This window comes from Gemmobacter sp. LW-1 (genome assembly GCF_001303875.1).
GTDB classification, from domain to species: Bacteria; Pseudomonadota; Alphaproteobacteria; order Rhodobacterales; family Rhodobacteraceae; genus Gemmobacter; species Gemmobacter caeni.
The window spans coordinates 100069-122868 of sequence record NZ_LJSC01000063.1 but is presented as its reverse complement, the minus strand read 5'-3'; the positions used below and the strand labels follow the sequence as shown (position 1 = coordinate 122868).

The window sequence follows — 22800 nt, the reverse complement described above, 5'->3', positions numbered from 1 at the left end:
GGGACGAATTGGACCAGTGGCAGGCCGCCCCCGGCCCGGATCGTCCCGGCGCAGGGGGGCCTACGGCTTTGCCCCGGCCCGGCGCTGCCGATGCGGCAGGCCTATGTTGCCATTCATCCGGTGGCGATGACCGGGCGCCGCCCGCTGGCGGCGCTGCTGGCGCATTTCGCTCAGCTGTCGGTGCCCGAGGCGGCGGCGCCTTCGAACCAGCGCACGATGGCCTGACGCTCCTGCGGCTCGATGTAGCTGAGGTTCGCGGGCGGCATCGCATGGGTCACCCCGGCCTGCACATAGATGCGCCGCGCCTCATGCGCGATCTGCTCCGGCGTTTCCAGTTTCACGCCCTTGGGTGCCCAGTGCAGCCCTTCCCACGCCGGTTCCTCGGCATGGCACATCGAACAGCGCCCCATGACGATGGAGGTCACATCCTCGAACCCCGGCGCGCTGGCATAGACCAGCGCCTGCCCCTTGAGCGCGGCCTGCTCCTCCACCGGCTCGTGCCGGATCGAGGACAGCCAGGCGATCAGCAGCATCAGGATCGCGGTCGCGGCCCAGGTCCAGTAGGGCGCCCCCTTGCGGGCGTGCTGGGTGTTGAACCAGTGCCGGATCGTGACGCCCATCAGGAACACAAGGCTGGCAATCGCCCAGTTGTAGGGCGTGGCGAAGGCCAGCGGATAGTGGTTCGACAGCATCAGGAACAGCACGGGCAGCGTCAGGTAATTGTTGTGCGTGCTGCGCTGCTTGGCGATCTTGCCGTATTTCGGGTCCGGCTTGCGTCCGGCTTGCAGATCCGCCACCACGATGCGCTGGTTTGGCATGATGATGAAGAACACATTGGCCGACATGATCGTCGCGGTGAAGGCGCCCAGGTGCAGCAGCGCCGCGCGGCCGGAAAAGACATGGGTGTAGAACAGGCTCATCCCCACCAGCACCCCGAACAGCGCCACCATCAGCACCGTCTGGTTGGCATTGACGAAGACCTTGCACAGCGTGTTGTAGGCGATCCAGCCGAAGGCGAGCGAGGCCATGGAAATGACGATGGCCTGCCAAGTTTGCAGTTCCATCACATTGGGGTCGACCAGATAGAACTCGGCCCCAAGGTAATAAACCAGCACGAGCATGGTGAAGCCGGAAAGCCAGGTCATGTAGCTTTCCCATTTGAACCAGATCAGGTCCGAGGGCATGGCGGCAGGCGCCACGAGGTATTTCTGGATATGGTAAAAGCCGCCACCGTGGACCTGCCATTCCTCGCCATCCGCGCCCGAGGCAAGGTTGCGGTCGCGGTGCAGGCCCAGGTCCAGCGCGATGAAATAGAAGCTCGACCCGATCCAGGCGATGGCCGTGATCACATGTGTCCAGCGGACGGCAAATTCCACCCATTCCCAGATGACGGCGAAGTCATACATCGGCAGCCCCCTTGCGATTTTCAAAAAGGTATACCGGGGCACACCTTTTCGGTTAATTCATCAAATGACAGATCACTTTCAAATGCGCGAAGAAAATGAGGGCCGGGCGCGATGTCCTATGTGAACAACATAAAGATGTTCGTGCGTGTCTATGAATTGGGCAGCATGAGCGCGGCGGCCCGCGACCAGCGCACCTCGCCCGCCGTGGCATCGGCCCGGATTTCCGAACTGGAAAAGCATCTGGGGGTGCGGCTGTTCAACCGCACCACGCGCAGCCTGCAACCGACCGAGAACGGCCGCATCTTCTATGAAGGCGCCCGCAAGGTGCTGGAGGCGATCGACGAGGCCGAGGCGGCGGTGGTCGATGTGACACAGAACCCGCGCGGCTCGATCTTCGTGGCGGCGCCGCTGGGCATCGGGCGGCGCTTCATCGCGCCGCATGTGCCTGCCTTCAAGGACATGTATCCGCAGATCGACGTGCGGCTGCGCCTGTCGGACAGGAATGTCGATGTCACAGCCGAGGGGCTGGACGTGGCCTTTCACCTTGGGCTTTTGGAAGACAGCACGCTGAAGGTGCGGCTGGTGGCGGATTGCCCGCGCGTGCTGTGCGCCGCACCCGCCTATATCGCCCGGCGTGGCATTCCGGTCGACGGGGCGGCGCTGGTCGCGGGGCATCACGACTGCCTCAACCTGCGCTTTCCGGGCGCGCGCGAGTTCCAGTGGACCCTGCAAACGCCAGAAGGCCCGCGCCGGTTTGAAATCACCGGCCCGTTTGAAAGTGACGATGGCGATGTGCTGACCGGCTGGGCGCTGGACGGGCGCGGCATCGTGATGAAGCCGATCTTCGAGGTGGCCGAACATCTGCGCGAGGGGCGGCTTGTGCCGGTGGCCACCGCGACGCCGCCCACGGCGACGCAGCTTTCCTGTCTCAGCCAGCACCGCCGCTTCCGCGATCCGAAGATCCGGCTGTTCGTCGATTTCATTGTGGCGCGGATCAAGGCTGACATGGCGGCGCGGATGCAGGGGCTGGTGCTGGAACCGAATGGCTGATGGCGCATTGTCCCCGGACGGCGCAGATCGGGGCCAGACGTTGACCAAGGTGCAAAGATGACGATCCCTCCCGCGACGATCTGCGTCGTCGCAAATCCCAAGTCGGGACGCAACAGTCGCGACAAGGCCGCCATCGAGGCGGCCATGTCTGTGTTCGGGGGCGCGGCAGAACTGCGGCGCTGGCACAAGGGCGACGATCTGGAGGCCTTTGTGAACCGCGCGGTGGCGGATGGCTTTACCACCATTGTGGCCGCCGGGGGCGATGGCACGGTAATGGGCGTCGCTCATGCGCTGGTCGGCAGCGCCGTCAGTCTTGGCGTGCTGCCGCTGGGCACCTTCAACTACTTCGCGCGCGGTCTGGGCCTGCCGCAGGAACCAGCCGAAGCCGCGCGTGCCATCCTGCGCGGGCACCGCCGCAAGATCGCGGTGGGCAGCGTGAACGGTCAGGTGTTTCTCAACAACGCCTCGGTCGGGCTTTACCCCAGCATCCTGCAGGAGCGGGAGGATATCTATGCCCGCTGGGGGCGCTCGCGTCTGATGGCGCACTGGTCGGTGCTGCGCACGCTGGTACGTTTCCAGCGACCGATGCGCATGCGGCTGACAGCGGATGGGATCACCCACGAGCTTGTAACGCCGCTGGTTTTCGTGGCGCGCTCTGCCTATCAGTTGCGCCGGTTCGGGCTGGAGGGCGAGAAGGCAATCAGCGACGACCGTTTCGCCGTCTATATCCTGCATGACGGCACGCGCTGGCAATTGCTGCGGCAGGCGCTGCGGCTGGCGACGGGACGGTTGCGCGCCGGGCAGGACATCGACCTGATGACCGCCGCGACGCTGGAAGTGGTGACAGAGCGCCCGCGTCCCCGTGTGGCTTTCGATGGTGAAAAGACCCGGATGCGGGTGCCGCTGTCCTTCCGCATCCAGCCCGACGCGCTGACGATTATCGTGCCGGATGCGGCTGACCGGGTCGAGGCATGACGCGACTGCTGCATCTGTCCGACCTGCATTTTGGCACGGTGACGCCGGGCCTGATCGCGCGGCTGCGCGAATCGGTGGCGCGGCTGCGGCCTGATCTGGTGGCGATTTCCGGCGATCTGACCCAGCGCGCGACGCCTGCGCAATTCGCCGAGGCGGCGGCGCTGATCGCGGAGTTCGGCTGTCCGGTGCTGACGGTGCCCGGCAATCACGACACCCCCTTGTGGAACCTGTGGGAGCGGCTGGCTCATCCCTGGCGCCGCTATCGCCGGGCGATCACCACGGATCTGGCGCCGGTCTGGAGCGGTCCGGGTGCCGTGGTGGCGGGGATCAACACCGCCAATCCGCTGGCGTGGAAACAGGGCCGCATCACGGGCGCGCAGCTGGATCATCTGGCACGCAGCTTTGCCGATGCAGGCCCGCGCGCGCGCGTCGTGGTGATGCATCACCCGCTGGAGCATCTGCCGGGCGAAAAGGAATGGCTGATGCAGGGCGCCGATCAGGCCCTGCGCCGCCTGCCGGAACTGGGTGCGCAGATCGTTCTGTCGGGCCATGTGCATGTCAGTCATGCCGGGCCGTTCACCAAGGCGCCGGGTCTTCTGTTTGTGCAGGCAGGCACCGGCCTGTCGACCCGCACCCGGACGGAACGCAACGCCTTCAACCTGCTGGTGCTTTCATCTGCCGAGGCCGAGGTGACCACATTTGTCGCGCAGGAAACGGGCCATTACAGCGAAACCGGCAGTCGCCGTTTCGCGCTGGCCCCGCCATGATGGAGCCGCTGTGGGAGCGCGGCGGTTTCCGCATCGCCCACAGACCGGGGCAGGGCGAGGCGCTGGTCATCGCCTTTGCCAGCATCGGCCATGATGTGACGCGCATGCCCTCGCCCGAGTTCATGCGCAGCACGGCAGGCTTCCCCGCCCTGTTCGTGATGGACGAAGGCCGAAGCTGGGCCAGCGGCGCAGATTTCGCCCCCGGCCTTGTAGCGGCGCTGGCGGCCGTGCGGGCGCGTCAGCCGGTCAATCGTATCGTCAGCCTGGGCGTTTCCATGGGCGGCTTCTGCGCGCTGGCGGCCTCTGACGTGCTGCGGATCGACGCCACCCTCGCGTTCTCGCCGCAGTTCAGTGTCGATCCTGCGGTTATGCCCGGTGAAACCCGCTGGCGCGACTGGACCAGCCGCATCCCGGCCTTCCGGCCCGTCTGCGCCCCGCTGCAAGGCTGGGCATGTCTGTTCCATGGCATGCAGGACGATGCAACGCAGGCACTGGCCTTCCCGCAGCAACCGGGAATCGACCAGTTCCTGTTCGCGGATCAGGGGCACAGCAGCCTCGCCCCGTATCTGCGTGCGCGCGGCGTAATGCGAGGGCTGATCGAAGCGGCCGTTGCAGGCGACCGCCGCCGCCTTGTGCGCATCGCCACTTCGGCGGGCGGGCGGCTTCGTGCGAAGGCTTAGCTGCCCCGGTAAGTCGAATAGGCGAAGGGCGAGATCAGCAGAGGCACATGGTAGTGCTGCCCGGCATCGGGAATGCCAAAGCGGATCGGGATTTCATCCAGAAACAGCACGCCTTCCCCCGCCTGACCGCTGGCGCGCAGATAGTCGCCTGCGAAGAATACCAGCTCATAGCTGCCCTCCTTCAGGGCATCGCCCGCCAGCATCGGCTGATCAGTGCGCCCGTCGGCATTGGTGACCACCTCGGCAATCTTGCGGTGGCTCTGGCCCGAGATACGGTAAAGCGCAATCCGCACCCCCGCCGCGGGCTTGCCGCGCGCCGTGTCCAGAACATGCGTTGTCAGGCGTCCGCCGCTCATTCCCTGCCTCTTTTCGCTGGTCATTCCTGCGCCAATCCTGCCCTGCTTCGCCACGCAATGCGACACCGGACTTGCCGGAAAGGTCTTTCGCAGATTTTTTGAAAAAATCTTCGGCGATCCAAGCCTAATCTGGCACCAGAATACCAGAGGGAAGAAGTATGGCACCCCGATACCCGCGCGATTTCCGTGGCCACGGCCCGACGCCCCCCGATGCGCAATGGCCGGGCGGCGCGAAAATCGCCGTTTCCATCGTGCTGAACTATGAAGAGGGCGGCGAGAACTGCCTGTTGCATGGCGATGCGCAATCCGAGGCCTTCCTGTCCGACATCGCAGGGGCCCAGCCCTGGCCGGGGCAGCGGCACTGGAACATGGAATCGATCTACGATTACGGCGCCCGCGCCGGGTTCTGGCGGCTGCACCGGCTGTTCACCGGGCGGGACATCCCCGTCACCATCTATGGCGTCGCCACCGCGCTGGCGCGTGCGCCGGAACAGGTGGCGGCGATGCAGGCGGCTGGATGGGAGATCGCCAGCCATGGCCTGAAATGGGTCGAGCACCGCGACATGCCCGAAGACGAGGAGCGTCGGCAGATCGCCGAGGCGATCCGCCTGCATACCGAGGTGACGGGCAGCCGCCCGACCGGCTGGTATACCGGACGCTGTTCGCTGAACACGGTGCGGCTGACCGCCGAACAGGGGCTGGACTGGATATCCGACACCTACGACGATGATCTGCCCTACTGGTTGGAAGCGGGCGACCGCGACCAGCTGGTCATCCCCTATACGCTGGAGGCGAATGACATGCGTTTCGCCACAGCGCCCGGCTATATCACCGGCGAGCAGTTCTTTCAGTATCTGAAAGACAGTTTCGACGTGCTTTATGCCGAAGGGCAGGCGGGGGCGGCCAAGATGTTCTCGATCGGGCTGCATTGCCGGCTGATCGGGCGTCCGGGCAAGATTGCCGGTCTGATGCGCTTCCTTGATTACGCGCAATCGCATGAGGGCGTCTGGTTCCCGCGCCGTATCGACATTGCCGATCACTGGCGCAAGACCCATCCCCACAAGCGGTTCGAACGGCCTTCGCAGATGGACCGCGCGCGTTTCGTTGCGCGTTTCGGGTCGATCTTCGAACATTCGCCCTGGATCGCGGAGCGGGCGTATGATCTGGAACTCGGCCCCGCCCATGACAGTGCGGCGGGCCTGCACAATGCGCTGGCGCGGATGTTCCGCAGCGCTACGGCCGCCGAACGCATGGGCGTGCTGCACGCCCACCCTGATCTGGCGGGCAAGCTGGCGCAGGCGAAACGGCTGACCGAGGAAAGCACCGCCGAACAGGCCAGCGCCGCGCTGGATGCACTGACCGATGCGGAACGAGCGAATTTCGAGGCGCTGAATGCGGAATATACCGCAAAGCACGGTTTCCCCTTCATCATCGCCGTGCGTGACAACACGAAAGCCAGCATCCTCGCCGCCTTCCGCGCCCGCATCGCCAATGACACCGAGACCGAATTCGCGACCGCCTGCAAACAGGTGGAACGCATCGCCGAACTGCGGCTGAAGGACATCCTGCCATGACCGGCTATTACGCACCGCCCGGCGGCCTGCCGCCGCAAACCGCGCTGATGACCCAGCGCGCGGTTTTCACCGAGGCCTATGCCTTCATCCCAAAGGGTTGTTTTTCCGACATCGTGACCAGCTATCTGCCGGGCTGGAGCAAGACCCGGCTCTGGCTGATCGCGCGGCCGATGACCGGCTTTTCGGAAACCTTCAGCCAATATGTGATGGAGGTCGCGGCCGGAGGCGGCTCTGACGCGCCCGACCCGGAAAGCGGCGCGGAACACTGGCTGTTCTTCACCGGCGGTCTGGCGACCCTGACCATCGGCGGCGAGGGGCATGAGATGGAGGCCGGTTCCTACGCCTATATCCCGCCCGGCGCCCGCTGGACCCTGCTGGCCGAAGGTGGCGCACCGGCACGCTTCCACTGGCTGCGCAAGCTTTACGAACCGGCGCCGGGCGTCGCCGTGCCCGAAGCCATCGTGATCAATGAACGCGACCTCGCCCCGGTCCCGATGCCCGATACCGAAGGACGCTGGGCCACCACCCGTTTCGTCGATCCAGCCGATGTGCGCCACGATGCGCATGTCAACATCGTTACCTTCCAGCCCGGCGGGCTGATCCCGTTTGAAGAGACGCATGTGATGGAACACGGGCTTTATGTGCTGGAGGGCAAGGCGGTCTACAAGCTGAACCGCGACTGGGTGGAGGTCGAGGCGGGCGATTTCATGTGGCTGCGTGCCTACTGCCCGCAGGCCTGTTACGCCGCCGGGCCGGGGCCGTTCCGCTATCTGCTGTACAAGGATGTCAACCGGCACGCCAAGCTGCGCGGCCCCGGTGCCTTCGGCCGCTAACACCTCCACGAAAGACCGACCATGTTGCAGATCCTCACCGAACCGCTGACCCCCGAGGCCTTCGCCCCCTTTGGCGATGTGCTGTCTGCCAGCGGTGCGCCGGACCGGATCATCAATCAGGGCTTCTGTAGCCGGTATCACGACCGCGCGCGGCTGGATTTCGGCCCGGAGGCCCGGGCGGGCCTGTCGATCTTCAAGGCGGTGCCGCGCGCCTTTCCCTATACGCTTGATATGGTGGAGCGTCACCCGGAGGGCAGTCAGGCCTTCATCCCGATGAGCGCCGATCCCTTCCTCGTGATCGTGGCCCCGGACGAAGGCGGCCACCCCGGTCGCCCGCGTGCTTTCGTCACCGACGGGACACAGGCGATCAACCTGCATCGCGGCACCTGGCACGGGGTGCTGACCCCGCTGCACGAACCCGGCCTTTTCGCCGTGGTTGACCGGATTGGCACAACACCCAACCTTCAGGAACACTGGTTCCCCGAGCCTTACATGATCCACCCTGCGCCATAAGCGGGGCCTAACCGGACCGCGACCCCCGGGGGAGGCGCGGAGACGGCGCGAAAAACAACTCCCCCGCAGGAAAGGGACAGAATGGCCTCCTCAACTCCGCATCCGGTGGATGAAATCCTGCCGGCCCCGAAACTCCTCGGCCTCGGCTTCCAGCATGTGCTGGTGATGTATGCCGGGGCCGTGGCCGTGCCGCTGATCATCGGCCGCGCGCTGAAACTCGACCCTGCCGATGTGGCCTTCCTCATCTCGGCCGATCTGTTTGTCTGCGGCATCGCCACCCTGATCCAGAGCCTTGGCGCGACCCAGTGGTTCGGCATCAGGCTGCCGGTGATGATGGGCGTGACCTTTGCCGCTGTCGGCCCGATGGTCGCCATGGCCAATGCCAATCCCGGCCCCGAAGGCGCGCGGGCGATCTTCGGGGCCATCATGGCGGCGGGGGTGATCTCGATGCTGATCGCCCCCCTGGTGTCGAAGATGCTGCGCTTCTTCCCGCCGGTGGTGACGGGGACGATCATCCTGGTGATCGGGGTCAGCCTGATGCGGATCGGCATCAACTGGATCTTCGGCAACCCGTTCGGGCCGACCGCGCCTTCCATCGTTGATCCGGCCCATGCCGAATGGCTGGCCGCGATGAAGGACGGGGCCGCCGCCGCAGGCCTGCCGCCGATGCCCGAGAAACTGGCCGCTGCCCCCAGCATGCAGAACCCGGCCTATGCGCCCTTGGGCAATATCGCCGTTTCCGCCGTGGTGCTGCTCTCGATCCTGATGATCGCGCGGTTTGCCAAGGGGTTCATCGCCAATATCTCGGTCCTGCTGGGCATCGTGATTGGCTGCGTGCTTGCCATTGCCATTGGCGCGATGAATTTCGACAAGGTGGCGAAGGCTGATGTCTTTGCTTTCATCACGCCCTTCCATTTCGGCATGCCGAGCTTTGATCCGGTGATGATCCTGACCATGGTGCTGGTGATGATCGTGGTGATGATCGAATCCACCGGCATGTTCCTTGCGCTGGGCGATATGACCGGGCGGCGGGTCGAGCAGAAGGCGCTGGCCGCGGGCCTTCGCACCGATGGTCTGGGCACGCTGATCGGCGGCATCTTCAACACCTTCCCCTATACCTCGTTCAGCCAGAATGTCGGCCTCGTCGGTGTGACGGGGATCAAGAGCCGTTTTGTCTGCGTCGCGGGTGGGATCATCCTGATCGTGCTGGGCTTGCTGCCGAAAATGGGGGCGCTGGTCGAATCGATCCCCACCATGGTGCTGGGCGGCGCGGGTCTCGTGATGTTCGGCATGGTGGCCGCGACCGGCGTGCGCATCCTTGCGGGTGTCAACTTCACCACCAACCGCAACAACCTGTTCGTGGTGGCGGTCAGCCTCGGCTTCGGGATGATCCCGCTGGTGGCGCCGAACTTCAAGCAATGGATGCCGCACGGCCTGCATCCGCTGATCGAAAGCGGCATCCTTCTGGCCTCCATCGCTGCCGTGGCGCTGAATGCCTTCTTCAACGGCGCCTCGGGCAGTGCCGAGGAGGCGAAGGTCGCTGCCAGCATGGCCGATCACTGATCGCCGACATGCGCCTGTCGCCCCCGGCCTTGCCGCCGGGGGCGTTTTCATGTTCCGTAGCGCCATGACGCAGATGCCCGCCCCCGACGATCCGCTTGGCCCGATCCTGAATGTGCCCCCCCCGGCCCTGACCGAGGCGGAGTGTCTTGCGGCAGTTGCCGCACATTGGGGGATTGACGGCAGGCTTGAGCCGCTGACATCGGAGCGTGATCTGAACTTCCGCCTCCGCACGGGGCTGGGCGATTTCGTGCTGAAGGTGGTGAACGCGGCCGAGGATGCGGGTGTCACCGAATTTCAGACCCTCGCGCTCGACCATATCGCCGCGCGCGATCCCGGCCTGCCGGTACCGCGTGCGATCCGCGCGCACGATGGAGCGGCGAGTGTGCTGCTGGCGGGGGGCAACCGGATGCGGCTGCTCTCCTGGGTCGAGGGTGTGCCGATGCAGCGCGCGCCCCCTTCGGCCGCGCTGCGGCGGGGGATGGGCACCATGGCCGCGCGCCTGACCCGCGCGCTGGAAGGTTTTGACCACCCCGCTGCCCGGCATGTGCTGCAATGGGACATCAAACACGCCAGCCGCCTGCGCCCGCTGTTGCCAGCCATCGCCGATGCCGGTCTGCGCGCGCTTTGCACCCGCTGGCTCGACCGTTTTGATACGCATGTCGCGCCGCGCCTGCCTTGTCTGCCGTGGCAGGTGGTGCATGCCGACCTGAACCCGCATAACGTGCTGACCGCGCCGGACGATCCCGCCCGTATTTCTGGCGTGCTGGATTTCGGTGATATGGTTTTTACCCCGCGCATCTGCGATCTGGCGGTGGCGGCGGCCTATCAGCTCAACCCCGACGAGGCCGAAGCCTCGCTCGCGCAAGTGGCCGAAGGCTGGTCCGCCATCCTGCCGCTTCTGCCTGACGAAGTTGACCTGCTGCGCGACCTGACCGCGATCCGCATGGTCACGACGCTGGCCATCACCAGCCACCGCGCCGCGCGGCAGCCCGGCAATGCCCCCTATATCCTGCGCAATTTCCCCGGCGCGCGGGCGGGCCTTCTGGCCCTGCCGTGCCCTGACTGACGAGGCCAGAATGACCCGCGAGACCATGCCCAACGCCTTCCGCCCCGGTGCGGTCGACCTGCCGCCCGAGGAAGCCGCGCTGGTGGCACGCCGTCAGGCGGCGCTTGGCCCGGCTTATCGGCTGTTCTACGAACACCCGCTGCATCTGGTGCGGGGCGAGGGCGTCTGGCTGCACGATGCGCAGGGCCGCAAGTATCTGGATACCTACAACAATGTCGCCTCCTGCGGTCATTGCCATCCGCGCATCGTGGCCGCCATGGCCGATCAGGCGGCGCTTTTCGCCAGCCACACCCGATACCTGCACGACACCGTGCTGACCCTTGCCGAACGCCTGCTGGCCACCATGCCCGCGGCGCTGGGCCATATGATGTTCACCTGCACCGGGTCGGAGGCCAATGACCTCGCGCTGCGCATTGCGCGGGCACATACCGGCGGCACCGGCATCATCGTCACCGAGAACGCCTATCATGGCGTGACGCAGAATGTGGCCGAATTCTCGCCCTCGCTGGGGGCGGGGGTGCCGTTGGGCGCCCATGTCCGCGTGGTGCCGCCGCCCGATCCGCGCCGCCTTGGCCCTGACGTCGGCGCGGGCTTCGCGCAGGCCGTCCAGACAGCTATCGCCGACCTCGCACGGCACGGCATCCGTCCCGCAGCGCTGATCGTCGACACCATCTTTTCCTCCGACGGCATTTTCGCCGACCCGCCCGGCAGTCTTGCTCCGGCCATCGAGGCGATCCGCGCCGCCGGTGGCCTGTTCATCGCCGACGAGGTGCAACCCGGCTTTGGCCGCACCGGCACCGGGATGTGGGGCTTTGCCCGGCATGGCGTGGTGCCTGACATGGTGTCGATGGGCAAGCCGATGGGCAATGGCTACCCCGTCGCGGGCCTTGCCGTCCGCCCCGAGGTGGTGGCCGAATTTGCCGGACATGCCCGCTATTTCAACACTTTCGGCGGCAATGCCGTGGCGGCCGCCGTGGCCAGTGCCGTGCTGGACGTGATCGAGGATGAAGGCCTCATCGCCAACGCCTGCACCACCGGCGCCCTGTTCGCCGATGGGCTGCGCGGCCTCACCAAAGATCACGCGGCCCTGGGCGAGTTGCGTGCGGCGGGTCTGTTCCTCGGCCTCGACATCGTAGCCGACGGCGCCCCCGATGCGACCCGCGCCGCCCGCATCGTCAATGGCTTGCGTGACGAGGGCGTGCTGATCTCGGCCACCGGCCCGCAAGGCCATGTGCTGAAGATCCGCCCGCCGCTGACCTTCAGCCCCGAAAACGTGGCCTTTTTCCTAGAAAAGATGGACCGCGTGCTGGGCCGCGCCGGCTGACCCAATTGCTTCTTGCCAAAATACTCCGGGTCCGGGGCAGCGCCCCGGTCCGCACCCTCCGCCCGCGCGCCGTCAGCCCATCAGCCGCGCGACATCCAGCATCCGGTTTGAAAAGCCCCATTCATTGTCATACCAGCCAAAGACCCGCAGCATCCCGCCGCGCGTGACGCGGGTTTCCGGGCAGGCCATGACAATGCTTTCCGCCCGCGCCCGCAGATCGGTGGACACCAGCGGCCGGTCGGTCGCCCCGATCACGCCGCCTGCTTCGCGGAAGGCCGCATTCACCGCCTCCACAGTCGCGGGGCGTTCGGTCATCACGCACAGATCCACCGCCGAAACGCTGGCCGTCGGCACCCGCACGGCCGAGCCTTCCAGCCGTCCCGCCAGATCGGGCAGCACCAGATCAACCAGCCGTTGCGCGGATGTCGTGGTGGGCACCATGCTCAGCGCCGCCGCGCGCGACCGCGCGAAATCGGCGGCGGGCGCGTCCACCGTGGGCTGGCTACCGGTATAGCAGTGGATGGTGGTCATTGACCCGGTGACGATGCCCCAATGCGCATGGATCAGCCGCGCCAGCGGCGCCAGCGCATTGGTGGTGCAGGAGGCGTTCGACACAATTGCCTGATCCGCCAGCGCCGCGTCATTGGCGCCCAGAACCAGCGTCAGGTCGGCGGCTTTCGAGGGGCCGGAAATCAATACCCGCCGCGCGCCGGCTTTCAACCCGCGCTCCGCCACCTCGCGATTGTCGGCGCGGCCGGTGCATTCCATCACCAGATCGGCGCCGGACAGATCGAGGCTGGAAATGTCTGGCGTGCGGTGCAGCGGAATCGCGCGCCCGTCGATTACCAGCGCGCCGGGCTCCAGCGCCACATGGCCGGGATATGGGCCGAAGACACTGTCAAATTCAAAGAGGTAGGCGCACATTTCGGGCGCGGCGATGTCATTGATCCCGATAATCTCGATCCCTGAGCCAGCGCCCTTTGCCCAGGCGCGCAGCACCGACCGCCCGATCCGGCCAAAGCCGTTGATGAAGACTCGCATCCGCGCCTCCCGCCTGTTGCGGGCCGAGGATGAGCATGCGGCGGGTCGGGATGCAAGGGGGGGATTTGATCATATCCCCCGGTTCCTGTCAGGCCCGCTCCAGCGCGATGAGATGGTTGTCCCAGTTCAGGGTATGACTGGCCAGCGGGCGCAGGCCCGAACCCGTCAGGGCCAGCACAGCGCCATTACCATCCGTCACCACAAACCCGCCCGGCCCGGCAGCGATGCCGCAGGCATCGGCACGGCGGAAGCTGGCCCTGAAGCTGCCGTCGGCAGCAAAGACCTGCACCGCCCCGCCGCGCGGCGAGGTGAGGGCGATCTCGCCCGTCTCGGGGCTATGCGCGATGGACCCTGCGTAGTTCTGCATGGTCAGTGCCTCGGTCTCGGGCACCGGACAGGCCGCCAGCGCGCCCGCCTGCCACAGCGCCAGAAGGGGCGGCGTTTCGGCGCTGTCGCCTTCCCATTGCATCGCGCAGGCGGCGCGGCCATCGGGCAGCAGTGCCAGATGACGGGTGGAGTTCTGGTGCAGACCTTCGGGCAGTTCCGCCTTTGCCACCAGTGTGCCGTCCGGCGCGATACGGGCAAGGTTTGGCCGCATCGTATCGGTGTTCAGCTTGGTGCGGTCGGTCGGGTCGGTCTGGATGCCGCCATTGGCGACCAGCAGATCGTCCGACATCGGCAGGCGGCGGATGTCATGCGGGCCGATGCCGTGGGTCGGCATCTCGCCGATGCGCTGCCAGGTATCGCTGTCCCACAGGCCGATCCGCCCTTCGGAGCCTTCGGCGATGACCTCCGAGGTGTAAAGCACCGCGCCATCGGCGGAAAACGTGCCATGGCCGTTGAACTGCCGACCCTCCGGCGGGGTCAGCCGCGCGGTCTCGATCCCGCGGGCGCAGTCGATCACCAGCGCGAAGGTGCCAGGGCGGCGGGCGAAAGCCACGGCTAGCGGGCGTTCGGGATGGGCGGTGGCGGCATGGCCGCGCGCGGGCATCGGCAGGCCGAACAGGCTTTCACCCGCCACGGTCAACCCATGCAGCGCATAGCTGCCATCGGGCAGGCGCGCGGCAGCCAGATAGGCGGGGCTTCCGGCATCGGCCCAGCTGAGCCGGGGCGTGGCGGCTGCGGCGGCGAGGGTCGCAAGGAAAGCGCGGCGTTGCATCGGATCAATCCCCGTCGGCCGAGTTGAAACCGACCGACGACCCCAGCGCGGGGGCGAGTTCGATGACAGCGGTTTCTGCAATGGCCTTGATGTTCTGTTGCAGGATCTGGGCTTTCAGCCACATGCCGGAGTCGTCCAGCCGGGCCAGATCGACCTTTTCGGCCTGTTTCAGCGCGCGGTCGAAAGCGGCATCGGTCTGCGGCAGCGGATCATGCAGTTGATGGGCCAGCCCGCGCAGCGCCTCCAGCGAGAGGGTGATGTCACGCAGGCTGCGGCCGGAAAGTCGCGCTTCGGCGCGTTCGGGGCGCGGGCGGTCCAGCGTGCCCAGCGGGCGACCCACCCGGCTGTCTGCGTTGAACTCGATCCCGGTAACCAGCGCGGTGAACAGCGCCTGCCGGGTTTCGCTGCGGTTCAGGTAGCGGCCATCGGGGCGGGGGTTGATCAGCGTTTCGGCAAAGCCCTTTTTCCATTCGCCGTCGATTTCCGCCGCCATCCGCGCCAGATCCTTTGCTGTGGCATGGGTCAGGGCGCAAGCGTAATCGCCCTGCGGCGGCTCGGTGGGCCAGAGCAGCCGTTCGAGTGCGAAGAAACCCCGCGCCGCCACCGATTGTTCGGCCATCCGATCCGGTGTCAGCGCAGCAGTGTCAGCCGCTTCCAGCAAGGCGCGCTGCTGTTTCTGGCCCAGCCCCTTCGGATCGGGCCAGAAGGCGATGGCCAGCACGCGGCCATCTTCCTCGACCGGACCCAGCCGCAGATGGGCGACGCCCAGCCAGGCATCGAAAGCCTCGTTCCAGGCGGCCTGCAACGGCTCGGTCTCGCAAGTGTCCAGTGCGGCGAGGGCGGCGGTCTTTTCCGCGAAACGGGCATAGCCGGGCAGAGCGTGTTTCTTCACCGCCTCGGCCACATCGGCATGGGCGGGCAGGGCGGTGGTCAGCAGCAGGGCAGACAGGCAGAGACGGATCATCACAGGCTCTCCAGATAGGCGATGAGGGCCTCGCGGTCCCCGGTGGGAAGGTTGACAACCATGTCACGGGCAGCTTCGGCTTCGCCGCCGTGCCAGAGGATGGCCTCCAGTATCGTGCGCGCGCGGCCATCATGCAGGAACTGGCTGTGGCCGGAAACCTGTTCGGTCAGACCGATGCCCCACAGGGGGGCGGTGCGCCATTCGCGGCCGGTAGCACGGCCTTCGGGGCGGTTGTCGGCCAGACCCTCGCCCATGTCATGCAGCAACAGGTCCGTGAAGGGCCAGATCAGCTGGAAGCTTTGTTCCGGCTGGTCCTTCAGCCGGTTGGTGACGAATTTCGGCACATGGCAGGCGGCGCATTGTGCCTGATGGAAGATTTCTTTCCCGCGCAGGACTTGCGGATCATCCAGCCCGCGCCGTTCCGGCACGGCGAGGTTGCGGGAATAGAAGATGACCAGATCAAGGCTTTGCGCATCAACCTCCAGCCCGTCACGGATGTCGGGTTCCTGCCCGTGCGGCGCCGTGCGGCAGGCGGTCTGCGCGGCGGTGCAATCCCCCCAGGGATCGGGATGCAGCGGGGTAGAAAGCCCCATGTCCCCCGCGAAGGCGCCTGCGCTTTGTTCCTTGATCGTCGGCGCACCGGCCTTGTGGCCAAAACGGCCCAGCATCGGTACGCCATATTCCGCACTCATCACGATATTCGGGCGGCCCGAGATGCCATCGCCATCAGCATCCTCTGGGTCGGCATGTGCAAGGATGTCAGCCGCCGGAATCGCCTCCAGCAGACCGAGGCCAATCATCTGCGGCGCCACGCGCGGTGAAAGCTGGATGTCCGGGGCCAGCGGGCCGTTGGCGGGGGCCTCGAACCGATAGGTCGGGTGGCGCAGGGAAACCACGGTGCCATCGGCCAGCGTCACCGGCTCTTCGCGCCAGTCGATGCCCATGCGTCCTTCGGGTGTCAGGCCGGGGGCTGCGAAGTCCTGCAACTGGCCGCCATAGGTCGGTTCGGGGCTTGTGGCGATGTAATCGGCTATCTCGGGCACCGGATTGCCGCCGGGCACCGAGAGCCGCAGGAAGATCGACACCCGCGGCTCGTCCGCGCCCTCGGGCGTATGGCCACGCCCGTCCTTGATATGGCAATCCTGACAGGCGCGGGCATTGTAGAAGGGCCCCAGCCCGTCGCTGGCCTTGGTCGAGGAAGGCGCCGCGACCCAGGTCTTGCGGAACAGCCCGTTGCCCAATTTGAAATCCATTTCGCGGGCGAAGGGCATGTTTTCCGAGCTTTGCGAAAAGGCATCGGCGGTGGCGATGGCGCGGGTGGTCGCGGCGCCGCCGGGTTTCGCCTCGAACTTCTCAGGCGCACTGAAATCGGTAGGGGGCGCAAGCACGCGGGCGATGCGGGCGGTTTCGGCCTTGGTGCGGGGGAGGACGGGCAGGTGCCGGTCGTCAAGCGTCTGGGCCATGGCGGGGGCTGCAAGCAGAAGCGCAGCCGTACAGGCGAGGCGGTAAGTCATGTGAGTGCCGATGCGTCAGGGCGTATCCCGAGTTTTTTTATCGGGAGTTTTTGCCGCGCGCAATGCGTCGTTTTCACACGGTGCCGCGTCAAGGCTCTGACGCTGACACTTTCCTGTGAAGGGGCGGGGCCNCCGGTGGCTGGCCCCGCCTGCGCTCATTCCGCCTGGCTGGCGGGTTTGGCGTTCAGCAGGCCGTATTTCTCTTCGCCCAGTTTCTCGTAAAGACCAAGCTGGGTCTCAAGGAAGTCGATATGGCCTTCCTCATCGGCGATCAGCGCATCGAACAGGGCGCGGCTGACGAAATCACCCACCGCATCGCAATGCTTGCGCGCCTCGATATACAGGGTGCGGGCGTCATGTTCGCCCGCCAGATCGCATTCCAGCGTTTCCTTCACGGTCTGGCCGATGCGCAGCGGGTCAAGCTTTTGCAGGTTCGGATGACCCTCTAGGAAGATGATCCGCGCGATCAGCCGGTCGGCGTGCTGCATTTCCTCGATGCTTTCGGCGCGCGACTTGTCGGCCAGATGACCAAAGCCCCAATCTTCCTGAAGCCGGTAATGCAGCCAGTACTGGCTGACCGCCGTCAGTTCGGAGCGCAGCGCGGCATTCAGATATTCGATGACCTTTGCATCGCCTTTCATGGGGTTCCTCATTCGTTGCTCGGGCTGCGCAGGCATCCCGACGGGCTTCGTGTGAATGAAACGCTATGCCACTGTCCGCAGCCTGTCCATGGGCGGGCGGCATAATTTAGAATAATTCTAGAAATTGCGAACTTCAGCCGATCCGGCGCTGACGCATTGCGGTCAGCGCGGGCGGGCGGGCGGGTTGGTCGGCAACACCGAAACTGTCGCAGGACCGCATCGTATCCAGCAGCAGGGGCATGCAGCCGCCGCAATCGGCCCGCTTGCCAAGCGCGTGATAGATCTTGCCGGGGGTTACGATGGTTTCAGGATCGGCGGCGCGCATCCAGTCGACGGCGGCGCGGATCTCGTGATCGGTGATATTCATGCAGTGGCAGACGATCATGGCAACCTCGGCCCGGAGGGGGGAAGGGGGCGTGTGTCGCCCCCTTGCGGGATCACTGGAAAACGGCGTCGGGGTTGTCGAGACTGTCAGAGCCTTCGAACGCTGTCCCCGAAATGCCCAGCAGGCGCACGACACGCTCGATCGAGGCGGTCTGCGTCACCAGTGCATCGACCGCGCCCATGATCAGCGCCTCGCCCTTCTTGTCGCCCGGAGCGAGCATCTGGTCATAGGCAAAACCGCCCTCGGCCGCCGCCTTGACCGCGCCCAGAGCCTCGACCGAAGCGTCGAGCCGCGCGCGCAGTTCGGTATCCAGCGCGCCATCCTTCTCTGCCACCAGTTCCGACAGCGAAGGGCCGGAAACCGTGCTGCCATCGGGCCGGGTATAGCTGGCCAGATAGACGTTCCGAATGCCGACACCATCGTAGTAATGGCTGTTATGGGTATTGTCCGAGAAGCAATCATGCTCCTCCTCGGGGTCGTTCAGCATCAGGCCCAGCTTCATCCGCTCGCCCGCCAGCTCGCCGTAGGACAGCGAGCCCATACCCATCAGGATAGCTTGCACGCCCTTGGCCGGATCGTCAGTCACCACGGCGCGGGCTGCACCACCTTCGGCCCAGTCGCCCGCCATTTCCTCCAGATCCGCCACCAGAAGGTCGGTCGCGGCTTTCAGATAGGCACCCCTCCGGTCGCAATTGCCGCCGGTGCAGCCGTCGCCGGTGAGGTAATCGGTGTACGGGCGGTTGCCCGCCCCCGGCGCGGTGCCATTCAGATCCTGCCCCCAGAGCATGAATTCGATGGCGTGATAGCCCGAAGCCACATTGGCCTCGATCCCGTCAGCCTCGTGCAGGGTTTCCCTGATCAGCGCGGGCGTGATCGTGGTGGCATCCACTTCGGTGCTGCCGATGCTGAACTTCGGCGTCGCGATCACGTTCAGCGTGGACAACGGGTTTTCCTCGGACTGGCCATAGCCGGGGTCGACATAGTCGATCAGCCCCTCGTCCAGCGGCCAGGAATTCACCCGGCCCTCCCAGTCATCGACCACCGGATTGCCGAAGCGGAAGGCCTCGGTCTGCTGATAGGGCACGCGGGCTGCAAGCCAGGCGCTGCGCGCGGCCTGGAGCGTGGCCTCCGACGGGGTGGCAATCAGCGCATCCACTGCCGTTTGCAGTGCCTTCGCCGTGGCAAGGCTGTCACCGTACCCGGCCTGAGCGATATCGGCATAGGTCTTGACGACCTCGGCCTCGGTTACGGCGAAGGCAGGCAGGGCGGCGGTCGACAGAAGGGCGGGCAGAAGGATGCGTTTCATTCCGGGGTCCGTTACTTGGTGAGGATCAGTTTGCCCGCCCGCGTGATGCGCAGCGAATAGACCTGACCGTGCAGCACGATCCGCGCCAGATTGCCGCCCGCAGTCAGGGCAAGGGCGTCATGGCTGGGGGTGGTGTCGGCAGGCAGTGACATCAGGGCACGGGGATCGACTTGCATGTTCATCGGGGCATCTCCATCCGGTCGAAAAGGGCCATGAGGTCCGGCGACGCGGGGATCAGCCCGTTCAGCGACTGGCGGATCATCTCGATCACCAGCGGCTCGGGTCTGGGTTCGGCCAAAGGGCCGGTATCATTCGCTTTCATCTGGACCTCGGGTGTTGCGGCGGTCTGCGCGGGGCATCCGGGCTGACCCGAGGGGGTTGGCTTGGATGGAGATAAGGTGACAAAATCACTCGGCTTTGTAAAGTCTGATTCTTTCACTTGGTTTTTGTATCAGATCTGCCGCGCCGGATGCTCGGTCTCAGTCTGTTGCAAGCTTGCACTATCGCGTGGGCGATGATCTTGGTACGAATGGTGCAGGCTGGGGGGCCGGGTTACGGACGATACATGAAACAGGCACTCCTTGCCGCAGCACTCGCGGCCCTTTCACTTTCCGGACATTCTGCCGCCGCGCAGGAGCGTGTGACCCTTGGTTTCGCGCGAATCTTCAACAATGACGCAATTGGTGACACGAAGGACCGCTGGCGCACGGGGTCTTACAGCGTCAGCCGTTTCCGGGCGGAACGCTGGGATGGCCACCTGCCCGCCACCTTTGGCGAATTGCTGGAGGTGCGTCTGCGGGCCGAGATCATTGCCCCGGAATCGCTGACCAATCCGACGCCGGATCGCCGCTATGTCGGCATCATCGCGCCGGGGATCGCGACTCATTTCGACATGGGCGGGTTTGAAACCCGCGTCGGTCTGGATCTGGTGATCACCGGGCCGCAGACCGGCGTGGGCCGCTTCCAGCGCGATATTCACAAGATGTTCGGCTTCGACCGGCCCACCGTGCTCGACAGCCAGATCCCCGACGGTTTTCACCCGACACTGGAGGCCGAGATCGGCCGCAACATTGAGGTGACGGAGCGTCTGACGCTGCGTCCCTTTGTCGAGGCGCAGGCCGGTGTGGAAAGCTTCGTGCGGGTCGGCGGTGACATGGTGCTGGGCGATTTCGGGCGCGGCGGGCTGTTCGCGCGCGATGTGGTGACGGGGCAGCGGGCGCTGGGGATCGAACGCGACGTGGCGCAAGGCTTCAGCCTGACGCTGGGCGGCGATGTGGCGCGCGTCTTCGACAGCGAATACCTGCCTTCGGGCGGTACGGCCGATCTGGCTGACAGCCGCAGCCGCCTGCGCGCCGGTGTGCACTGGCAGGGCGAACGCGCTGCGGCCTTCTATGGCGTCACTTGGCTGGGCAAGGAATATGAAAGTCAGCCGGAAGGGCAGGTCGTTGGTTCGCTGCGCGTGAACCTCCGCTTCTGACTGTTCCCACGCATTCGGAAATGTGTGTTTAGCAGGCGGATTGTTGCCGATTTGACATAGCCAAGCCTGAGTCGGCCTGTTAACCTGTTCGCATAAAAATAAAACGAGCAGGCAGAACTGGCATGAAAACGGGCTCTCGGGGCACGTTCGTCATTTCCTGGTCGCAGACAGAAACAGATGGCATTCGGGCTGCCACGCCCGATGTGCTGGCGGTGGGCGCCTCCTGGCGCTGGACCGGCGCGCCGGTGCGGGTGGACGGCCCGCAATCGGTGCTGGTTCTGGAGGCGGCCGAGAATATGGCCGACATCCGCAAACGTGCGGCGCGTATGGTGCGCCGACTGATCGGCGCATCGCTGAGCGCCAGTCTTGAGGAACGCGCAGCCGCACTGGCCGCGCCGGAACAGGATGAGGCGGAACCCGAACAGGGTGTCGTGGTGACCGACGGGCTGCAAAGCTGGTGCGTCACGCTGATCGCGGTGCCCGATACCGGCAGCACGCTGGCCATGTTTGTCGACGATCTGCCCCCGGCCGACCGCGATCTGTGGGTGGTGCGGACCTCCGTTGACCGGACACAATCCGGGGCAGGGGCGCGGCAGGCGGGTGGGGTGATCTGTTTCACCCCCGATACCCGCATCGCGACTCCCGATGGTCCGCGACTGATCCAGCATCTGCGTCCCGGTGATCGGGTGCTGACCCGCGACAATGGCCCGCAAGAGATTCTGTGGACCGGCAGCCGCCGCATGTCGGGCGCCCGGCTTTATGCCATGCCGCATCTGCGCCCGGTGCGCTTTCGCGCGGGCGCTTTCGGCAGTGGCCGGCCTGAGGATGATCTTCTGGTCTCGCCGCAGCACCGGATGCTGGTGACGGGCGCCGCCGCGCGGGCGCTGTTCAATACCGATGAAGTGCTGGTCGCGGCCGAGGATCTGCTGAACGATCACAGCATTCTGGTCGATCATGCACTGCGTGAAGTCACCTATGTGCATCTGCTGCTGGAAGGGCATAACATCGTCTTTGCCAACGGGATGGAGACGGAAAGCTTCCACCCGGCGAATACCGCTCTGGATACGCTGAGCCCGGAAAGCCGCGCCAGCCTGCTGGCGCTGATGCCGGGGGTGGAGGCCAATCCCGAGCGTTATGGCGACTATGCGCGGCGCAATCTCTCGGCCTCGGAAGCCGCGATCCTGCGGCATGACATGGCGGCGTGATCCGCGCCTGTTGACAGCCCCGTTTTGCGCTGTATAAGCGCCCGGTCCCGCAAGCGATTGCGGGGCTTTCCATTGGTGTTGGTGGCCCCCGCAAGGGGTAGCCTGTCGCCCCTGAAACCCGCAAGGGTAAAGGGGAAAGGACAACGCCCTTCTCGCCCGACGCCTGAACGGGCCGGCAACGACAGATCGGGAACCGCGCGGCATTCGCTGCCCGTGACCCGAAAATCGGAAACCGGCTTTCGGACAGGTCGAGGGAGCCAACAAAGAAGGAGATCAGCGATGACCAAACGCACCGCTGCCAAGTACAAGATCGACCGCCGCATGGGCGAGAACATCTGGGGCCGTTCCAAATCCCCGATCAACAAGCGCGAATACGGTCCGGGCCAGCACGGCCAGCGCCGCAAGGGCAAGCTGTCGGACTTCGGTACGCAGCTGCGCGCCAAGCAGAAGCTGAAAGGCTACTACGGCGACCTGACCGAAAAGCAGTTCCGCCGCATCTATGCCGAAGCCGAGCGTGTGAAGGGCGACACGGGTGAAAACCTCGTCGGCCTGCTGGAGCGCCGCCTGGACGCGATCGTGTATCGCGCCAAGTTCGTGCCGACCGTCTTTGCCGCCCGCCAGTTCGTGAACCACGGCCATGTGACCGTGAACGGCCAGCGCGTGAACATCGCTTCGTATCGCTGCAAGGAAGGCGATGTGATCGAAGTTCGTCAGAAGTCCAAGCAACTGGCCATCGTGCTGGAAGCTGTCGCGCTGACCGAGCGTGACGTGCCGGATTACCTGGAAGTCGACCACTCCAAAATGACCGCGAAATTCGTGCGCACCCCGGCCCTGTCGGACGTGCCCTATCCGGTCGTCATGGAACCGAACCTCGTCGTCGAATACTACGCGAAGAACTGATCCTTCGCGGGACTTGTGCTTGGGAAGGGCCTGCCGCGCGCAGGCCCTTTTCTTTTGTCCCTGCCATCCCTATCTCGCGCGCGGGGCAGGACAAAACGGGA

The 22800-nt window shown here is 65.6% G+C and carries 25 protein-coding genes; 14 read left to right on the top strand and 11 right to left on the bottom strand.

Features of this window, described 5'->3' with window-relative positions; translation table 11 throughout:
• Positions 1-225: hypothetical protein (locus tag AO684_RS21940; protein ID WP_161806035.1), on the top strand; the 225-nt coding region annotated here is incomplete at its 5' end.
• Here the strand turns inward: AO684_RS21940 and AO684_RS20665 are convergent.
• Entirely contained in the window at positions 171-1406 is a 1236-nt protein-coding gene (locus AO684_RS20665; protein WP_054304628.1) for a urate hydroxylase PuuD, read from the bottom strand. The two genes, AO684_RS21940 and AO684_RS20665, sit on opposite strands and share 55 nt — an antisense overlap.
• A 111-nt stretch (positions 1407-1517) precedes the next feature.
• Here AO684_RS20665 and AO684_RS20660 point away from each other — a divergent pair, with 111 nt between their 5' ends.
• Genes AO684_RS20660 through AO684_RS20645 form a run of 4 tightly spaced genes read left to right on the top strand, consistent with a single transcriptional unit; the run spans position 1518 to position 4878 of the window.
• Complete coding sequence (locus tag AO684_RS20660; RefSeq protein ID WP_054304627.1) at positions 1518-2456, top strand: LysR family transcriptional regulator; 939 nt, start codon at positions 1518-1520, stop codon at positions 2454-2456.
• A gap of 57 nt (positions 2457-2513) precedes the next feature.
• Positions 2514-3431, top strand: a complete 918-nt coding sequence (locus AO684_RS20655) for a diacylglycerol kinase family protein (protein WP_054304626.1) — start codon at positions 2514-2516, stop codon at positions 3429-3431.
• A complete protein-coding gene (locus AO684_RS20650) occupies positions 3428-4198 on the top strand; it encodes a metallophosphoesterase (RefSeq protein ID WP_054304625.1) in 771 nt (256 codons plus the stop codon). Before AO684_RS20655 ends, AO684_RS20650 begins: the two co-directional genes overlap by 4 nt.
• Positions 4195-4878, top strand: a complete 684-nt coding sequence (locus AO684_RS20645; RefSeq protein WP_054304624.1) for a hypothetical protein — start codon at positions 4195-4197, stop codon at positions 4876-4878. Before AO684_RS20650 ends, AO684_RS20645 begins: the two co-directional genes overlap by 4 nt.
• On the opposite strand, the gene uraH is transcribed toward AO684_RS20645, so the two are convergent.
• Entirely contained in the window at positions 4875-5234 is a 360-nt protein-coding gene (uraH, locus tag AO684_RS20640) for a hydroxyisourate hydrolase (protein WP_054304623.1), read from the bottom strand. The genes AO684_RS20645 and uraH overlap by 4 nt on opposite strands.
• A 158-nt stretch (positions 5235-5392) precedes the next feature.
• Between uraH and puuE the strand changes: the two genes are divergently transcribed.
• The 6 genes from puuE (at position 5393) to AO684_RS20610 (ending at position 12107) form a co-directional block, all read left to right on the top strand.
• Entirely contained in the window at positions 5393-6808 is a 1416-nt protein-coding gene (puuE, locus tag AO684_RS20635) for an allantoinase PuuE (protein ID WP_054304622.1), read from the top strand.
• A complete protein-coding gene (locus tag AO684_RS20630; protein ID WP_054304621.1) occupies positions 6805-7641 on the top strand; it encodes a bifunctional allantoicase/(S)-ureidoglycine aminohydrolase in 837 nt (278 codons plus the stop codon). The genes puuE and AO684_RS20630 overlap by 4 nt, the downstream gene beginning before the upstream one ends.
• A gap of 21 nt (positions 7642-7662) precedes the next feature.
• Positions 7663-8154, top strand: coding sequence for an ureidoglycolate lyase (locus AO684_RS20625; RefSeq protein ID WP_054304620.1), 492 nt, complete (start codon positions 7663-7665; stop codon positions 8152-8154).
• Between the two features lie 81 nt (positions 8155-8235).
• The gene (locus AO684_RS20620) at positions 8236-9717 is read left to right on the top strand and encodes a nucleobase:cation symporter-2 family protein (RefSeq protein ID WP_054304619.1); all 1482 of its coding nucleotides are present in this window, start codon (positions 8236-8238) and stop codon (positions 9715-9717) included.
• 49 nt (positions 9718-9766) lie between these two features.
• Complete coding sequence (locus AO684_RS20615) at positions 9767-10783, top strand: phosphotransferase (RefSeq protein ID WP_235451332.1); 1017 nt, start codon at positions 9767-9769, stop codon at positions 10781-10783.
• 10 nt (positions 10784-10793) lie between these two features.
• Positions 10794-12107, top strand: coding sequence for an aspartate aminotransferase family protein (locus AO684_RS20610; RefSeq protein WP_054304618.1), 1314 nt, complete (start codon positions 10794-10796; stop codon positions 12105-12107).
• A 72-nt stretch (positions 12108-12179) separates the two neighbouring features.
• Here the strand turns inward: AO684_RS20610 and AO684_RS20605 are convergent, their stop codons facing one another.
• From AO684_RS20605 to AO684_RS21935, 9 genes are all read right to left on the bottom strand, one after another.
• Complete coding sequence (locus tag AO684_RS20605) at positions 12180-13148, bottom strand: type I glyceraldehyde-3-phosphate dehydrogenase (protein WP_054304617.1); 969 nt, start codon at positions 13146-13148, stop codon at positions 12180-12182.
• 88 nt (positions 13149-13236) lie between these two features.
• Entirely contained in the window at positions 13237-14307 is a 1071-nt protein-coding gene (locus tag AO684_RS20600; protein WP_054304616.1) for a DUF1513 domain-containing protein, read from the bottom strand.
• Positions 14308-14311: 4 nt separating this feature from the next.
• Entirely contained in the window at positions 14312-15271 is a 960-nt protein-coding gene (locus AO684_RS20595; RefSeq protein WP_108130199.1) for an imelysin family protein, read from the bottom strand.
• Positions 15271-16785 (bottom strand): di-heme oxidoredictase family protein, encoded by a 1515-nt coding sequence (locus AO684_RS20590; protein ID WP_054304615.1) that lies wholly within the window; start codon positions 16783-16785, stop codon positions 15271-15273. The genes AO684_RS20595 and AO684_RS20590 overlap by 1 nt, the downstream gene beginning before the upstream one ends.
• Before the next feature lie 155 nt (positions 16786-16940).
• Positions 16941-17426, bottom strand: a complete 486-nt coding sequence (gene bfr / locus AO684_RS20585; protein WP_054304614.1) for a bacterioferritin — start codon at positions 17424-17426, stop codon at positions 16941-16943.
• A 133-nt stretch (positions 17427-17559) separates the two neighbouring features.
• A complete protein-coding gene (locus tag AO684_RS20580; RefSeq protein WP_054304613.1) occupies positions 17560-17811 on the bottom strand; it encodes a bacterioferritin-associated ferredoxin in 252 nt (83 codons plus the stop codon).
• Positions 17812-17863: 52 nt separating this feature from the next.
• Positions 17864-19117 (bottom strand): imelysin family protein, encoded by a 1254-nt coding sequence (locus AO684_RS20575; RefSeq protein WP_054304612.1) that lies wholly within the window; start codon positions 19115-19117, stop codon positions 17864-17866.
• 11 nt (positions 19118-19128) lie between these two features.
• On the bottom strand, positions 19129-19299 hold the full coding sequence (gene hemP / locus AO684_RS21455; protein WP_082401175.1) for a hemin uptake protein HemP: 171 nt from the start codon (positions 19297-19299) through the stop codon (positions 19129-19131).
• Complete coding sequence (locus tag AO684_RS21935; RefSeq protein ID WP_158640745.1) at positions 19296-19439, bottom strand: hypothetical protein; 144 nt, start codon at positions 19437-19439, stop codon at positions 19296-19298. Before AO684_RS21935 ends, hemP begins: the two co-directional genes overlap by 4 nt.
• Positions 19440-19682: 243 nt before the next feature.
• On the opposite strand from AO684_RS21935, the gene AO684_RS20570 reads away from it, so the two are divergent.
• The 3 genes from AO684_RS20570 (at position 19683) to rpsD (ending at position 22699) form a co-directional block, all read left to right on the top strand.
• Positions 19683-20594 carry a lipid A-modifier LpxR family protein gene (locus tag AO684_RS20570; RefSeq protein ID WP_054304611.1) on the top strand — a complete coding sequence of 304 codons (912 nt, stop codon included), beginning with the start codon at positions 19683-19685 and terminating at the stop codon, positions 20592-20594.
• A gap of 122 nt (positions 20595-20716) precedes the next feature.
• Positions 20717-21799, top strand: a complete 1083-nt coding sequence (locus AO684_RS20565) for a Hint domain-containing protein (protein WP_054304610.1) — start codon at positions 20717-20719, stop codon at positions 21797-21799.
• A gap of 279 nt (positions 21800-22078) precedes the next feature.
• On the top strand, positions 22079-22699 hold the full coding sequence (gene rpsD / locus AO684_RS20560; protein ID WP_054304609.1) for a 30S ribosomal protein S4: 621 nt from the start codon (positions 22079-22081) through the stop codon (positions 22697-22699).
• The last annotated feature ends 101 nt before the right edge of the window (positions 22700-22800 follow it).

Excerpts from the sequence above, each read along its gene's own strand:
- AO684_RS20575 (WP_054304612.1), bottom strand. The coding sequence starts at position 19,117 with ATGAAACGCATCCTTCTGCCCGCCCTTCTGTCGACCGCCGCCCTGCCT.
- bfr (WP_054304614.1), bottom strand. The coding sequence starts at position 17,426 with ATGAAAGGCGATGCAAAGGTCATCGAATATCTGAATGCCGCGCTGCGC.
- AO684_RS20590 (WP_054304615.1), bottom strand. The coding sequence starts at position 16,785 with ATGACTTACCGCCTCGCCTGTACGGCTGCGCTTCTGCTTGCAGCCCCC.
- AO684_RS20625 (WP_054304620.1), top strand. The coding sequence starts at position 7,663 with ATGTTGCAGATCCTCACCGAACCGCTGACCCCCGAGGCCTTCGCCCCC.
- AO684_RS20630 (WP_054304621.1), top strand. The coding sequence starts at position 6,805 with ATGACCGGCTATTACGCACCGCCCGGCGGCCTGCCGCCGCAAACCGCG.
- rpsD (WP_054304609.1), top strand. The coding sequence starts at position 22,079 with ATGACCAAACGCACCGCTGCCAAGTACAAGATCGACCGCCGCATGGGC.
- AO684_RS20620 (WP_054304619.1), top strand. The coding sequence starts at position 8,236 with ATGGCCTCCTCAACTCCGCATCCGGTGGATGAAATCCTGCCGGCCCCG.
- AO684_RS20650 (WP_054304625.1), top strand. The coding sequence starts at position 3,428 with ATGACGCGACTGCTGCATCTGTCCGACCTGCATTTTGGCACGGTGACG.
- AO684_RS20595 (WP_108130199.1), bottom strand. The coding sequence starts at position 15,271 with ATGATCCGTCTCTGCCTGTCTGCCCTGCTGCTGACCACCGCCCTGCCC.
- AO684_RS20565 (WP_054304610.1), top strand. The coding sequence starts at position 20,717 with ATGAAAACGGGCTCTCGGGGCACGTTCGTCATTTCCTGGTCGCAGACA.
- AO684_RS20645 (WP_054304624.1), top strand. The coding sequence starts at position 4,195 with ATGATGGAGCCGCTGTGGGAGCGCGGCGGTTTCCGCATCGCCCACAGA.
- AO684_RS20570 (WP_054304611.1), top strand. The coding sequence starts at position 19,683 with ATGAAACAGGCACTCCTTGCCGCAGCACTCGCGGCCCTTTCACTTTCC.
- AO684_RS20610 (WP_054304618.1), top strand. The coding sequence starts at position 10,794 with ATGACCCGCGAGACCATGCCCAACGCCTTCCGCCCCGGTGCGGTCGAC.
- AO684_RS20655 (WP_054304626.1), top strand. The coding sequence starts at position 2,514 with ATGACGATCCCTCCCGCGACGATCTGCGTCGTCGCAAATCCCAAGTCG.
- AO684_RS21935 (WP_158640745.1), bottom strand. The coding sequence starts at position 19,439 with ATGAAAGCGAATGATACCGGCCCTTTGGCCGAACCCAGACCCGAGCCG.
- hemP (WP_082401175.1), bottom strand. The coding sequence starts at position 19,299 with ATGAACATGCAAGTCGATCCCCGTGCCCTGATGTCACTGCCTGCCGAC.
- AO684_RS20665 (WP_054304628.1), bottom strand. The coding sequence starts at position 1,406 with ATGTATGACTTCGCCGTCATCTGGGAATGGGTGGAATTTGCCGTCCGC.
- AO684_RS20605 (WP_054304617.1), bottom strand. The coding sequence starts at position 13,148 with ATGCGAGTCTTCATCAACGGCTTTGGCCGGATCGGGCGGTCGGTGCTG.
- AO684_RS20600 (WP_054304616.1), bottom strand. The coding sequence starts at position 14,307 with ATGCAACGCCGCGCTTTCCTTGCGACCCTCGCCGCCGCAGCCGCCACG.
- AO684_RS20580 (WP_054304613.1), bottom strand. The coding sequence starts at position 17,811 with ATGATCGTCTGCCACTGCATGAATATCACCGATCACGAGATCCGCGCC.
- AO684_RS20660 (WP_054304627.1), top strand. The coding sequence starts at position 1,518 with ATGTCCTATGTGAACAACATAAAGATGTTCGTGCGTGTCTATGAATTG.
- AO684_RS20615 (WP_235451332.1), top strand. The coding sequence starts at position 9,767 with ATGTTCCGTAGCGCCATGACGCAGATGCCCGCCCCCGACGATCCGCTT.
- puuE (WP_054304622.1), top strand. The coding sequence starts at position 5,393 with ATGGCACCCCGATACCCGCGCGATTTCCGTGGCCACGGCCCGACGCCC.
- uraH (WP_054304623.1), bottom strand. The coding sequence starts at position 5,234 with ATGAGCGGCGGACGCCTGACAACGCATGTTCTGGACACGGCGCGCGGC.